The 16,200-nt window shown below is 35.5% G+C and carries 5 protein-coding genes; all 5 read right to left on the reverse strand.

What is annotated here, in order from left to right; all coding sequences use genetic code 11:
* Positions 1-63: 63 nt before the first annotated feature.
* Entirely contained in the window at positions 64-2,370 is a 2,307-nt protein-coding gene (locus tag Q9R21_RS13395) for a dynamin family protein (protein WP_311204678.1), read from the reverse strand.
* Between the two features lie 2 nt (positions 2,371-2,372).
* Positions 2,373-6,452, reverse strand: a complete 4,080-nt coding sequence (locus Q9R21_RS13400; protein WP_311204679.1) for a dynamin family protein — start codon at positions 6,450-6,452, stop codon at positions 2,373-2,375.
* A gap of 15 nt (positions 6,453-6,467) precedes the next feature.
* Positions 6,468-9,521 (reverse strand): hypothetical protein, encoded by a 3,054-nt coding sequence (locus tag Q9R21_RS13405; protein ID WP_311204680.1) that lies wholly within the window; start codon positions 9,519-9,521, stop codon positions 6,468-6,470.
* 21 nt (positions 9,522-9,542) lie between these two features.
* On the reverse strand, positions 9,543-13,553 hold the full coding sequence (locus Q9R21_RS13410) for a dynamin family protein (RefSeq protein ID WP_311204681.1): 4,011 nt from the start codon (positions 13,551-13,553) through the stop codon (positions 9,543-9,545).
* Positions 13,554-13,867: 314 nt separating this feature from the next.
* The coding region (locus Q9R21_RS13415; protein ID WP_311204682.1) for an AAA domain-containing protein at positions 13,868-16,200 on the reverse strand (2,333 nt) is incomplete at its 5' end.

Genomic DNA, 16,200 nt, shown 5'->3' on the forward strand with positions numbered 1-16,200 from the left:
AACTCAAATCAATCGCTACAATGAATTTTATACACAAAAATTAAGTAGCTTTCAGAATCAAATCTAAGCTAGTACAGATAATTGTTTCTTAAATAAATCTAAATCCCGTAAATTGCTTTCCTTTTCCTTAATATCCAGCATCATACTTTCAAGATTTTGTTGAATTTCATTAATAATACGATCCACCAAGACTTGTTGAAGATCGTCAAAATACTCCTGAATATCCTGCTGTGTCCCCTCAGCTAACTGCATAATATGTTCAGAAAGCTGCAGAACGGAATTTTTATGCGCTTTTTTGAGCGAATGGATTTGTTCATTTGTCACATGACCTAAACCAAAATTAGATACCAAACGATCTGTAATTTCATCTGTATCAACATCTAGTGTAGGTGGTGTAAATTGAGAAAGACATTCGCTGACCTGAACTTTGAAAAAATCCAGATCAAAATCAGGATCACTGGTGTCAAATAAATTGATGGCTGCTAGCGTTACTTGCTTACGTATTGTCGATATATCAACAATTTCTGTTAATTTCATTTGTAATGCAGAAATTGAATTTTGTGCAAATAACTCCAACTGTTCAATACTATCTTGAACTCGAGCATAGGGAGTGACGATGATTTTTTCGCGATGTCCATACCCACCTAAGCCAAACTCTCGAGCAAGTTCAGCCCAAAATCCTTCTTTTTCAAACTTTTCAAACTCAACTCTTTTCTCTTCCAAAGTCTCAATATTCAAAAATTGGTATTGCTCGACCTTTAATTGTTGAATAAGCACATTGAGTTTAGTCTTGATCTTTAAGGATTCATCATGAATCACCAAATCAATTTTAGACTTACCACGTTGAAGATGATATTCAGTCGCTTGTTTCTGTTTTAATAAGCTTTCAATACTATTTTTTTCTAACAATCTTATCTTTTGTTCAATTTGTTTACCTAATTCTAATCGAATCGCTTTCACCCTTTGAACAAGTGCGTTTTCTAAATTTTCTAATTTAGCCTGCAATAATTCATTTTTTCTTAGCTTTTGTTGTTTAAGCAATCCATGAAGCTTTTGTAAGTTAGAAAATTCTCTCAGCTGATTTGCTTCAAATACAAACTGAGTATCATGACATAGCGCATCATACTGTTCTTGTAACTCATCATTCAGTTTTGGCAACCCTTCTGCAATACGCCATGATAATGCAGAGATTAACTCTGGCTTAGTTTGATTGATGACATTTAGTAAAGATTTTGAGGCAGGATCTAAATCAGGATTATTCAAATGTTGAGAAATTTGTGTCTCTGCCATTTGCTGAACTTTTAAATCAAGCAATTGCATCATTGCAGCAATCGTTGCTTGTGAACGCACCTCAATAGGATATTTTTGTGCCACTAACTGTGCTTTGACCAAAATATCCCGATCCATACGAAACACTAAGTCACGCTGTGAACCAATCAAATAAACTGCCTTATTATCAATACCAGCGGAAGTTAATTGTTCTCGTAGTAACTTTAAATCAGCAACCGTCAGGAATTGATTAATAATGGACAATAAAAAAACAACATCACATTGACCTAAGAATTCCCGTGTTTGTTGCCCACGAGAAATCACAGGATCATTAAAACCAGGCGTATCGTAGACTTCAATTCCTTGCAAACGTTGATCATTAATGTATATAGAAAACATTTTTGTGATAGCCGTATATTCCCCCTGGCTACCTACATAATTTTTAAGCTGCTCAGCCAAATCCTCTAAACTTTCAGCATGGATACGTTTTTTAGTACCTAAATAATCGCGAAGATTTAAATTTTTGGCCATCTGAACCAGTTCATGACTAGAGCGTAACTCAGGACTAATTTTGCTTTCGATGATTATGGAGGAAGTTTGAACTGTAGGTTTTGCGGATGAGTTTAATTTACGCATGTGCCCAAATAAGCCCTTCGGTGCCTGTTCTTGCTGTTCAGTATTTAACTCTTGTTCGATTTTTTCATATTGTGTTTGATATGCGTCCGCTGATTGTTCTATGCCTTTCCAATCACCAACACTATAAAACTCAATTTCTGCATAAGGTTGTTCAGCATAACCTAATTTAGTCAATGCCGCTGTCATCGGAGTAGCGGCTTTAGGTAATACATCAATAGGAAATAATAAAGCATTTAAAAATGATGACTTGCCAGCCTTCATTTGCCCAACGACCGCAATTTTTAAATTACGACCTTCTTTTTGTGTAGCTTCAACATTGATGTAATAATTTTTCCTTAAACTTTTGAGTTCCGATAAATAACGCTCGGTATCATTTGAAAATAGAAGATTTTGATGCTTTTCAAGAACACTTTGTAAGTGAGCAATCGAGGTTTCAATATTTGGTACATGCACGAAGTTATTCAATTTTAATACCCCCCTTTGCTAATATAATCCTTTAAGGCTTGGTGTACTAAGGCTTTATTTTCGTCCGTTAACTCCATATCTGTAGTTAGGTAAGTACATTTATATCCTAAGAAATCATCCATGCCCTGATCAATTGTGAGCATATACCCAGAAACACCATCTTTACCTATTTTATAGGTATACAATGCTGCACCGTTATTCGAAGGTCTATGCCATTCAAGACTATTTCCAAAATGTTGATCAATATTAGATTTTAATTCTTCAAAAGTACCATGAAGCGTCATCTCTTGTGTTAGTGGAACAATTTCACCACCATGAGATACTGATATAGCTAAATTTCCGGCATTAGTCCCGAAGAATTTTTTGATATTTTCAGGTATATATACCTCTTGAGAATAATCACCACTTTCATCTGAATCATCAATAACCCTTGGAGTAAAATATTTACTCAATTTTGTTCTGTATTCATCCCAAATGAAATTTGCTTTCTCGCCATGTCGTAAACCTGAGCATTTCAGAAAATCTAAATCATCTTCCTGATTTTCAATATTTACTAATAAGTTTTCATCTTTAACTAACTCAAATTTATAATCTACATAATGATAAGTAAGTTTACGATGATGTGGAATCACTTCACGATTCTCATCAAGCACAGTACCTTCTTGTTCGATAATAAAATCATAGATTCCTTGGTGCTCAGATGATTCATCAAAGTGATACTTTGAGGTAAATTCACTGCCAATATAACCTTCACCCTTTTCAATCGCCATGGACTCATGAGCAATATTTCGAATCTGTCCTTCTTGTTCATCAATGAGAATTAAAAAAGCATCCTCTGCTGTATGTCCAGATCCACCCCATCGACTTGTTAGTAACAATCCTTGTCTATTTAAACCGAATGAAATGACATTTCCTGATAATTGATCAATCATCGAATTATCTGTGCCATGTCCAATCGTCAAAATAGTGCTGGCTTCATTTCGTGCCACCAATTTATAGCCATCGCCTTGTTTTTTAAATACAAAGAAATCTATAGGTGCTTGGCAAGCATTACATACATTTTTTCCTTGATCGAAATCACTGAGCACTGGAACTAAATATCGATTTTCATTGTCCAAAGCCTGGTATTCATAAATACCTTGTACCCGAATGTCTTTATCCGAATGTGGATAGAACTTCGCAATTAACTCTGCATGATTATGAAGATCCCAAAGATCAACAGATGTATCTTCTGCGATATAGATTTCCCTATCTTCTGTTCCTTCATTCCCCCATAAACTGACAATACTATTTTTAATTTTTTGTAAAATTTCTGGATGCTTATAAGCTGTATATCCAGTACCTGAAATAACAGCGAGATAGATAGATAAAATTAACCACTGAATTCTTAGACCCTTGGTTTTACCTAGATAAAAGTCAGTAGGTTTTGGTCTTAATACCCCAAATAAATAAAATAAATTACAAGGAAATGATGTAATTTTTTGGGCGGGTATAATTTTATGGCGAGCTACACTTTTTAATATGCTGTAAGGCTTTTTATTGCTTTGAGATGGAATAGCGGCAAAGTTATAGCTTGCAACATGCAATCCATCGCGGTGTCCTTTTTCAAAGTAATAGCTTGCTTCTTTTAAGTTTTTCTTTACTGAATATCCAAAGCTATATATCAGACCTAAAACGTAACTTGCTTCGCCTCCATGAGTTTCAGCGATAGGATGCAAACGTGAAATAGCTTTTTCATCGCCTTTAACAGCAAATGCATAACAATATTGTGCAATTATACTTCGATCTTCCTCAGATTTTACCAGCTTGTGTTGATAAAAATCAATGAAGTACCAACGAGCTTGCTCATTACCATTCTCTGCACATGATCGAATCCATTCATATGCTTTTTTATTATTAAAGTTCACTGCTTCCAGGCTAATTGCTTGTGCAGGATCATCAACTGTGGCTGTTTTTTCTAGATATTGAATATAAGCTGATTGTAAGTCTTGGCGATTGCTTCCACGAGATAAATCACGTAATGCTAAAACTGCTTGAGGTAATTCCTTTTTTGCTTTTATTATCAACCAATCTAAGGCATCCGCTCTCTTCAGCTGAATTGCTTCTAAATAGTACTGAATTGCATGGTCTAAATCTTGGAATTGATTTTCATAAAGCTGTGCGACACAGACGAAACCTTCGGCAAATTTATTTTCCACTGCCATCTGGGTCAAAGCTTCCAAGGCTGGAAGATAATCTTCTTCAACCAATGCTTTATATTTGCTTAATGCTAAATCAATATTTTTCGTATAACACAACCCTATCGCGTGTAATTTAGCAAGCTGAAACCTAATTTGTGGACAAGAGGATTCGTGCTTTTCTAGCCATTTACGTACGGATACTTCTCCTACATATTTGCTCATGATTTCAACGGATTCGTCTATTTCTACACGAGCAAAAAGAATTTTCGCATAGGTAAATTGTATTTCTAACTGACGAGATTGGAATGCAAAATGATTTCTAAATGATTGAAATATCTCTATTGGACCACTTAAAGACTGTTGGTAATACCACTCAATTGAAGGTTGACGTAGAAACTTTTTCACTAAAATTTGGTGATACTGTTCCGCTTTTAGCAGATCGTTTTTATACTCTTCATAATAGTTCGCAAGCTTTTCTAATGCAGATTGATGACCTTGATCGACCCAACGTTTCAAGTCACTTAGGCTAGATTCATCTCCCGCAATTAAAATCTCAATATATTGATCAATTGCATAATCTATATCTTTTTCAACACCTTCACCCCGCTCATACATACCTGCCAATTTATATTGAATGTATGTGGAGTTATTCTTTTCAGTTTGTAGCCAATCCAAGGCATCTGACATGCCTAAACATGCTGCCTCAACCATGAGGTTAACTGCATCATGCTGGTTGCCCTGAACCAACTGAAGATGTGCATAATCAAAATATAAAGTGCTTTGACTATCTACAAGTTGATCAATATGACGTTCATACAGTGATTGCTTTATACGTTTTTCATTTAATTTGTTTTCAAGTTCTTTTGATAAATCTAGAGGTAATTTTTTTTGTAGTTGCTGCTGACGTTGAATAGCCTGGTCTAGATCTTCATATTTACTTTCCAAATCCTCTGTCAACTGATCAATAAATGCAATGAGTTGTTCAAACTTACTTTCACTCTGGAGTGGGGTATTAATTTTTTCTAACCATCCATGAATGTCATCGCCTAAAAGCATCTGGCCTTTTTCCGAATGAATCGCAGCAGCCCAAGCCATGATCCCTTCAATGTGTATATTTTCACGTTTCAGACTGGCTTTAATTGATTCTAAAATTGATGGAAGCTCTTTGCTTGTAACCAAATCAGACTGAGTGACGACAATAAAGACTGGTTTTTGCACGCCGACCTGCGCTAAAAACTTTAAATCATCCTCACGAATCGTGCCATTTTTCGCACTCACAAGCCAAACAAGATGATCGACTTGTATCAATTGCTCTAATGCAATTTTCTCATCTGTTCTGCTTTGATGTGGGCTGTCTGCTTTACTATAACCAGGTGTATCTAAAAATGTGAGATGCTGCCATTTAAAGTTCTCTAACCCTAAATATATATGCTCCAGTAATTGTGCTAACTGCAGAGGCTGATCTGTTGAAGTGGAATCAAATAGATGACTTAATTGTTGAACCTGTTCTAGTGATAACTCTAAATTCTGTTGAAATAGATTTTTTGCTAAATACGAACTCGTTTCACTGTATCCGATATAGGTCGGCACAGCAGTACAAGGCTCTAACGCTTCAGGTAAATAATCTATACTTAAAAACGTATTTAAAAATCTAGATTTACCAGCACTAAAGCCACCACCAAAACCGATTACACATTTCTGATCAAGATATGTGCTAAAAATAGATTGGTTTAAATGTTCAACTAATTGCTTGAATTGCTGTTGTTTCACTAATAAATTTTGAGGATCACTTAGCTCTATAGCTCTGATTATTTGTTGATATAAATCATTACTTAGAAAACTAGTACTGAATCCAGAATTTAAAATTGTCGATAAAGTATTAAGTATAAGAGGTTGATTCATTGTAAAAATCCAAATTTATAAACTTTGTAAATATTGAAGTGCTTCTTTATGACCTTGATCTGCTGCTTCTCTAAGCCACTTTTTAGCCAAATTTAGATCTTTACTAGTACCCCAACCCTCTATATAACAACCTGCCAAATTGTATTGTGCTTCTATATGCCCATTTTTTGATGCTTTTACAAAATACCTAAAAGCTTTATTGTGACTTACTTCAACTCCAATGCCATGTAAATACGCACAGCCTAAATTAAAATAAGCATCAATGTGTTCTTGCTGACGTGCTAAATCAAACCAATGGACTGCCTGATACTCATCTTTTGGAGTACCGAGTGCATGGATATAACATAATCCCAACATATTTTGAGCATCGCTATTTCCTTGTTCTGCGGCTTTCATAAAGTATTGGTAAGCTTTAGTTTTATTTTCTTTAACACCTACTGCATTTAATAAACAAATACCTGCGTTATACTGTGCTCCAGCATATCCCTTATTCGCTGCGCGTTCATACCATTCAAATGCTTTAGGCTGATTTTTCTGTACTCCCCAACCATAGGAATAACATCTTCCTAAATTATTTTCAGCATCTAAAAATCCTAGACTTGCTGATTTTTCATACCACTCAAATGCTAGTTTTTCATTTTCTAAAGTTCCCCAACCATTTAAATAAAAGTTCGCTAGTTGATTTTGGCTACTTGGATGGCCTTGAATAGCAGCCTTTTTATACCATTGATAAGCTAAAACTAGGTCCTCTATTACTCCAATTCCATGTTGGAAACAAAAAGCTAGATTACTCTGTGCTTCAGAGCAACCTTGATCTGCAGATTTTTTGAACCAATGAGATGCGTAATCATTATTTTGTTCTACTCCCCAACCATAAAAGTAACAATCACCCAAATTATTTTGGGCTTCTGCATGACCTTGCGTAGCAGCATTTAAAAAATAATTAAATGCCTTTTCATGATTTTTTTCAGTGCCACGCTCATTTAAATAACACCAGCCCACAGAGTATTGTGCAGCAGCATGATTTTGCTCAGCTGCTTTTAAATAGTAATTGAAAGCTTGGTGATCATTTTGAGTTACACCCCAACCATTTAAGAAGCAGTCACCCAATGAGTATTGACTATTGCTATTATTAAATGCTGCAGCTTTTAACAACCACTCAACAGCAATTCCATCATTAACAGATGTACCTCGCCCATAGAGATAGCACCACCCTATCGCATATTGTGCAGGTACAAAGCCTTGCTCTGCTGCTTTCATATACCAAGTGAACGCATGCTCATCACTCTGCGTTATACCCCAACCATATAAATGACAGTCAGCTAATAAATGTTGAGCATTTAAATTATTTAGCTCAGCTGCCTCTTTTAAGTAGTTAAAACCTTGTCTTTCATTTTCAGCTATTCCCCAACCATATAGATAACAGCGGCCTAAATTAAATTTAGCATCGCTATTTTTTTCAGATGTCTTTTTGAAATATTCAAATGCTTTTTCCTCATTCGCATCTGTGCCCTGACCTCTTAGATAGAATTCTCCTAATTTGTTCAGTGCATATTCAGAATCATGTTTTGATGCAAGCTGATATTCTTGAAATGCTAAAACAAAGTCTTGCATACAGCCATATCCCTGCTCATAACACTCTCCCAATAAATTATGGAAATAGCTATTATCAGGCGAGTGCTGTGTTGCAACTTGAATCCATTTGAAACGCTCCTCCAAACTCACATTCTTCAGCTCATCAAAATGATTGGCAAGGATTAAAATAATATCCTGAATGACATCCATACCTTGACGATTTAGATTTTGAAAATGCTGTAATGCCTCTGCGTATAATCCACTCTCTAACATCATTTGTGCTTTTTGGTATTCAAATCCTTGCATCTGCTCTGGATTATTAAAGTCGGCTGTCGGCAATACTTTCTCAAGTAAATGAGGTAGTTCATCTACATTCACTAAAAATTGTTCGATTAAATTTTTATTGGTTTGAAAGTTTGTACGTAGTTCTTTTAAAGTCTCTTGAGCTAATGTTTTTTCATATTTTGAAAATGCATCATCATTTAGACAAATTTTGCTATATAACTGGATTTCACTTTGTAATTGCTCAAGTTTTTTTTGCAATTTCGCTTTTAATTGCATCAAAATAAATTTTAATTTTTCAGTACTATGATCAATGACAGGATGGTTTTGTGTATTTAGCCATTCCCATAAATTTTTTCCATATAGTGTTTTAAAGTTTTGCTGGAAAATACTTAAACCATCAAATTTAGCTGCATGATTGTCTAGCAACTTCATCATTAAATCTTGTTGATCTGGATTAAACTGTTCACTCACCCAAAGTACAATATATGTTTCGCTACGCAGATTATCTTTAAAAAGAGTAAACAGCTCAGAGAGATCATCGATTGACTGGCAAGGCAGTATAAAAATTTGAGCTTGTTTCGTTGTCCTATATTCCTTTTCATCACTCTGATGTTGGACAGTTAGACTCAAATCATGCCATGTCCACTCAGGGGACCCGATAAAGAGTTCTGAAATCAATCCATTACAATCATTATGAACATCAGACAGTTGTAGCCCAGATAGATCTTGCTGAACGAGCTGAAGTTTTTGTCCGCAATAATTCACTAGCGAAAGCTGATTGTCCTGATGATAGAAATAATTCTGTTTAAGACTAGTCGAAATCTGCTTGCCCGATTCACCAAGATCTACATTGATCTGTTTTAGAAAATCCTTAAGATCGTTCGTGTCAAATGTAGTCGGTATATTCAGCAAAATTTGGTTTTTATTTACCAATTCAGTATGACGAATATTTTGTGTAATCTGAGTCATTAAACGACCAATCGATGCTGAACTTTCGTTCCAAATTTCATAATCAATTTGAACTAATAATGCTGAAATCGATTCATCTATAGATGCCTTTAATACTTCAATCGTATGTTCTTGCTCTGATGACGCTTGGGGTTGAGCCAATAACTTCTTCACCAAATTAATTTTTGGCTGTAATGTCGAATCAACTTCTGTCTCAATTTCATTGGAAAAATCAAAACTAAAACTCGCAAAATCCTGCATGATAATTCCTTATTGCTCCAATTAATCTTGAGATGAAATGTCTTTCGATTGGTTAAGTATGTTTTGCATATTTTGACAAGCAGCAGACACTCGTTGTTGTAATAAAGTACGCTGTTCTAAATCGGCCGATAATTGAACTTCAATTTTTTCAATATTGTCACTTTGATCCGCAAGATGTTGTTCTAAGCCAAGATAAATTTGCTCAAAGCACCGTAGCGTTTGCTGTTTTAGCTGTTCTTGAATCGAATTTAATAGCTGAATAGATATGCTATTTAAATGCTGATCAACCACTTGACGTGCTTTTTCTAATTGCTGTTTTTCAGCAAATAAAAAACCACCAATTAAGCCAGGTAAAACTAAGAAAGGTATAGTCACACCTAAAGCCAATGCAGCGATTCCACCTGCAACGCCCCCGAGTACAGCCGCTTCCTTTGCTCGACTTTTTTCAAGATTGAAATCAGTAATATTATTCTTTTCACTCAATTCATACAGCTGTGTCAGATCTACTGCCGTATTTAATTTCGCAGCAGATCGATGTATCACTGGATGTAAAAACTGTTGTGTCGCGAGTTGAAAAGCATTTTGTATATCGGCCTGAATACTGGCCTGTAACTGCTGCGCTTGTTCAACGACGAGGTCGTAATAATATAAACGACGGCTATTGAGTACCTGCTCAATCGTATTCATCACATCTTGGCTGATACGAGTATCAACCAACCTTAATAACATCTTTTTTTCTATGTCATACTGTGACCTTAACTCTGCTTGAGCATTTACAATCTGTTGTTTTTTATATTCTAGTTGCTCTCTAGATTGATCCAAATCAAGCTGTTGTTGCAAACTTTTATGAGCAGAGATAATAAGACTTTCAACTTGCTGTTTAAAACACTCTGAAAATATTTCTGATTGATTTTCCTCAATATGATTCAAGATTTCTGCAAAACCTTTTAAATCACCTTGGTGTGCAGAACACCCTCTTACTAAGGAATAATCCAAATCAATCCCTGCTTGTTGTGCAACTGTCTGGCGCACTGATTCACGTTCAACTTGTGCGATCAGGTCCTCTTGGCAAATGAGTAACGAAAGCGTTTTACCAAACATATATTGGCGAGCTACAAATTGTTGTTCTGCTTCACCTAAATGCGTTTTGGATACACATAAAATAAAACTACTATGTGCTGTTCCTGAATAGCGAATGAGCGCTTGTTCATGTGAACCGATATTAGATTCAAGTCCTGGGGTATCGACTAAGACTAGATCTGGATGTTGTGCCAGAACAGCATTGTGTAAATACATTTCTACATGATGAATAGCATCAGCATCTAAAATATGCTGTGCTCTCAATGTTTGGTAATGTGCCAATTCATATTCAGTTGATATAGGTTCGTGCTCATTTCCACTCACTACAATGACTTTTTGATTACCATACTCAGCATAATGAAATTCTGTCGGATATGAAGTACACGCACCTAAGTCTGTGCTCTGAATATTCTGACCTAACCATGTATTCAATAGCGTGGATTTACCAACACTAAATTTTCCAATTAATGGCACAGACAACTTAAAGTTAGCAATTTGTGTTTCAAGCTGTTCAATTTGTGATTTCAATGATTGCGATAAAAAATTTTCATCAACTAAGCTTTCAATCTCTGCAAGAGCATCCAACCAACTCTGACGTTGTCGATCGAGTGTTGTGATTCGATATGGTGTAAATCCTGCTGATTTTAATTGCCAAAGTAAAAATAATGTTAAATCCCAAATCGATATCTCTTTTATAGAAGCGAAATGCTTTAGATATAGATCACTTACTTGATGATTATTTTGATCAAAATTAGGATTTTTTAAATGATTAAAAAGCATCAAGGATGATTCTTGATTCTCCTCTGTCTGCTTAATCTTTTTTAATTGATGCAATAAATTCTGTTGTAAAGCAGGTTGATCCCTAAAGCATTGCAAGAACCTGAGTGAATCTAAATCTTCTACACCTACTTTTTCTAAAAAAGCTTGTAAATAAAGTAAATCTCTCCCTTTCCACATACCTTCTGTTTGATGAATAAAGTTATTTACCGCATTACACAGTCTGAGCTCTGCTGACATTTCACTATAACGCATGCCGTGCACTGTCTGTACATGACTTAAATTTAACCAATCTTGTAATAAGGAATGTTGTTCCTGTTGAGAAATTCGTTCTTCATGTCGATTAATCTCTTGCCTCAATTTCTGATAGCCAAGAGACATCGATGCATATATCTGCTGCAAAGCGTATTGATGTTCTTGTTGCAAATGAGTGAGATTATGCTGAATTAATTTTAGCTGAGTTTGTACAATAGCAATGAATTCAATAGAAAGACGCTGCTCAGACTGTAGTCCTTGTAGCATACGCAAAGCCGCCATCTGTGCAGTGATAAGTGCACAAGTCTGTTCATTTGATTCATTTTGTAATTGTGCTGGATCAAGAATCGCCAGTTTAATTTTTTTTAAAAAATGATGCGGCGTTGTTTTTCCAGTAGCCTGAGGTGCTAAGACATTTAATGCATCAAGGACTGCACTTTCTACGATTTGTCGATTATTTTGATTTTCTATTAAAAAATGATCAACACTTTGTTGAACTACGAACGGGCTCTGCTGCGCACTCAGCAATTTAAGATTTTTCTCACTTAATTGAGAAATAATCATTTGATCTTCTAAAGCAGGAACATTGATATCATCGACTTGGTGATTTTCTCTAATGAGATCATTAAAATTATTCATTTGATCTTGAGTAGCTTGATTGTTTTCCATTATTTGGTGTCTCTGATTTTGTTCATTCACTACCGCTTGATAACCTGTACAAGCTAACTGCCATTGCTGAGTCGAAATCTGTGCAGCCTGATTAACTGTGCGCATCCAACCATGCGCCATATGTTCAAATCCATGTTCAAACCATCGGCGCTGTTGCAGATTTTGAAATAAAAATTGAGACAATACAGGGGCAAGCAAACCAATTGGACCTGCTATTGTGACTGCAGCTGTAACAAGTAAGCTTTGTAAACCACGATTTGCAGCTGCCTGCTGAATTGCGATCCAAAATGTTTTTTCATTAATTGAGCCATCTTGATAAGATGTATAGATCTCTTTCACATCCCAACAAAATGTGACTAAAAAGGCTGCTATACCTGCATGCATTTCAGTCACAAGGCTTAAGCCACCAGCAGTAAAAGCCTTTAAACTTCCTGTTTGTATACTGTGTAAAGTTTGTTTTTCTTTTAAGTGTGCCATTAAGGCTGGACCAGCAGCATCTATTGCCAGATCGCCCTGACGTATTTGATTGAGTGTTTTGAGTAATATTGGACCTAACTCAATAGCACTAACAAATGCTACTGCCATTGTCGAACTACTTGCAAAATCACTCATATCATCAACAAAAGAGTGCTGTTGTGCATAAACTGGAGCTTCGCCAGCTTGTAATGCCTGCTTACCAGCATGTGCTTCTGCATAACTTAACGGTAATGATTCAATACCATTTATATCAACTATCCGATCTGTAAAACTGATTTGGCTTAAGGCTTCATATTGGTCTATTTGACCTGATATTTGTGCTTGTTCTAAATGTCGTTGATATAGCATTGAAATTTCATGATACTGATCACTTGGTACAATAATCTGCTGACCAGCATATTTTGCGACTAGTGCACCGGATTCATCAGTAAATAATTCTGCCCCAGCTGCATAACTTTGTTCCGCTGTTGCAAAATATTTTGGATTAAATGCCAGACCTGAATCAGTAGTAATATCTATTGAACCAAATTCACGGCTGTTAACTAGATGTGCATGATCGTCTTGTGCCGAATTTGCTTGGTTTACGTTATAACTAGCCGCATGATGAGTTTCAGCAAAATATCCTGCCCCTCCAAATTGGTTATTATTAATCTGGGAAGAATTTGTAGAAAAACTCTGCCATGCTCCTTGTTCTGCCTCACCTATATTTTTATCTTTTATTATTTCATCTGCTAAAAAGTAGCTTATTGTTGTTGAATTATCTAACTTGACCATTATTTAAAATACATTTGAACTTTTGTTAAATTATATATTTTTCAATAAAATTAAACATCTAATTTTTAGTGATTTATCTCTGCATTTCAGCTTGATAATGAATTTATAAAAGAATTTTTTCTTTTGATTGCCAAATCTACAAAAAGGCTGTGATCGGATTTGAAATCATTGCTAACATCATCTTTAGTCAGATAAAAAGAAAATGTTTAACCCATTTTTACCCGAGTAAAATTTTATGAACTAAAGATTACTACTGTAATCTTTAGTTACGTAAGTGTCCGCTAGCGAATCCATTTAAATACAAGCTAGTACAATTAAAGAATTAACAAATCTTTCTCGATGTCACTTTCCGCACTCATTTCAGATTCGTCATCTACCCACACTTTGTGTTCTACATCTTGAGTTAAGCTACTCATTCCATGTGTAGGTTTTATACCCATTGCATCAAGTTTTTCCTTTAATGACATAATCATATTTTCACGTTCAATGGACCAACTCGATGCAAAGCATCTCCAGAATGTCCATCCTGCACGTTCTAAAGCACGTTGACGAATCATATCATCATGCCATTGTTCTGGCCCATGATAGCTATCACCATCACACTCAACTGCTAAACGCTGATCTCCATCCGATTCAACCACTAAATCAATTCGATAGCTTCCAACCTTGACCTGTGGAGTAACTGTGTATCCCATTTTATGTAATACCGTGAATACAGATTTTTCAAACTCTGATTCACATAACTCTAATTTTGCTTCAAATGATGCTTTTTGATCCTCTTGCAAATCATAAAAATGATTGAGTAAATTCAGCCTTAAATCTTTTGGTGATATATGATCACCACTCACGGAGTGGACAAGATACATCCGTTCACGAGCACGGCTTGCAGCCACGTTAAATCTCTGTTCATGATCGGATCTACTCAAAGCATGACAATTCTGAGGATCTGCTACCATAGATAAGAAAATAATATCTCTTTCTGCACCTTGGAATGCTGAGGCATCCCCACAAGCAAATTGAACTTGGGTAAGAGCCCCTGCACCAAATTCATTCAAAGCTTCTGATTGAATGAACTCAGCCTGTGCTGGCCCCAATAATGAGATCACGCCAATTGATCTATTCGCATATCGTTCATCTTTAAGAAGAAGCTTCATTTCCTCAATAATTGCTTTCGCTTCTATTCGATTAATATGTTTGCTGTTTTTAGATTCTCTATACCCCTGCGGTGTATAAATTGCGACTAAGGCTGGGCTTAACTGCTCAGATTTCTTCGATAATCGCATTGGCTTAATACGGTTACCATAAAAGTTTTTATTACTGTAACTAATGATCGCAGGATGACAGCGGAAATGCTCTAGAAGCATCACGCTTGACTCATAGATAGAAGAAGCCATGTCGTATAAAGACATATCTGGTGTTAAATATGCAGCATGTGGCTGACCATGGAGATAACGATTTCTTAATACATCAATTTGAGCACTTGCTAGACCGACATTACTTGGAGAAACCTGTTTATTATCCCCTACAACTAATAATTTTTTAGCACGCATTAAAACAGGTAATACGTCAATTGATGATTGTGACGCCTCATCTACAATCACTAAATCAAAGAGACCTAATTCAGCAGGCATAGATTCAGAAACCTGAAGATGTGACATGACCCAGCAAGGAATAGCTGCTGTTGCCTCTTTAAGGGCCGCTTGAGCATCTTTTCTATAACGTGGAGCGTTCTTGCCTGTCCCTTTTCCATAGTGTTGTACAGCAATTTTATAGCGCTGTAATGCAACTAAAATTTTATCTGAGGCATTTTCCTTTAATGCCAACCACGTCTTGTTTGCTGCCAATTGAGCGTAATTCTGAGACAGATTCTTCTCGTGAATACGACGACGCTCATACAAGTTTTCAATTCGACTTGTATTACTAATAGTCATTACAAAAGTCTCAAGACGCTTCCATTCCCAAGCCTCGACCAATGTGTTACGTAATATAGGATCCTCAATTTCTTGGGCGTAAGGAATCTCTAGAATATCTTTACTAAGAATCACAGCATTTGTTTGGCTCAATTTAATACTGGCCAATTTAACTCTGTCAAAATCCTCAGTTAGATCTTTCAAATGAGCTAATTTCTTTAATAGATCGGCATATTCTCTTAATTCATTTTCATATAGCGAATCTGAATCAACCTGGGACACAATTTTTTTCAACTGATTTGATATTTTATTATCAAACTCTGATAAATAAAGTATTTGATCAGCCAGTTGCTGTTGATAGACTTCTAAATTAAATATTTTTAACTTCTGACCTAATAATTGAATCAAGTCATCAATATTTTTAGGTAATCCATAGAAATCAAAAGATTTAGCTCTACTAAAAACTTTTAGATAATTGGCACTAAATACATCCAAATACTTATTTTTCAAATCTAGGCATTTTTGGGTTCTAATGATGAGCTGCGTGAACTCTTTTAATATTTCATCAATACCACGATTATTTAACTCGATTAAAGGGATATCTAATTGTGCTGCAATACTATTCCATTTACTCATAAAAACATTAAGAGTTTGCCTTCTATCAATATATTCTTTAACTCTTTTCCACTCATCTGATGTATCAGGATATTTTCCAGAAACTTTAATTGACTTAAATA

It is taken from the genome of Acinetobacter sp. RG5 (assembly GCF_031844265.1).
GTDB lineage: Bacteria > Pseudomonadota > Gammaproteobacteria > Pseudomonadales > Moraxellaceae > Acinetobacter.

Bases quoted from the DNA above. Each gene is read 5' to 3' on its own strand.
- Q9R21_RS13405 (WP_311204680.1), bottom strand. From the start codon at position 9,521: ATGCAGGATTTTGCGAGTTTTAGTTTTGATTTTTCCAATGAAATTGAG.
- Q9R21_RS13400 (WP_311204679.1), bottom strand. From the start codon at position 6,452: ATGAATCAACCTCTTATACTTAATACTTTATCGACAATTTTAAATTCT.
- Q9R21_RS13410 (WP_311204681.1), bottom strand. From the start codon at position 13,553: ATGGTCAAGTTAGATAATTCAACAACAATAAGCTACTTTTTAGCAGAT.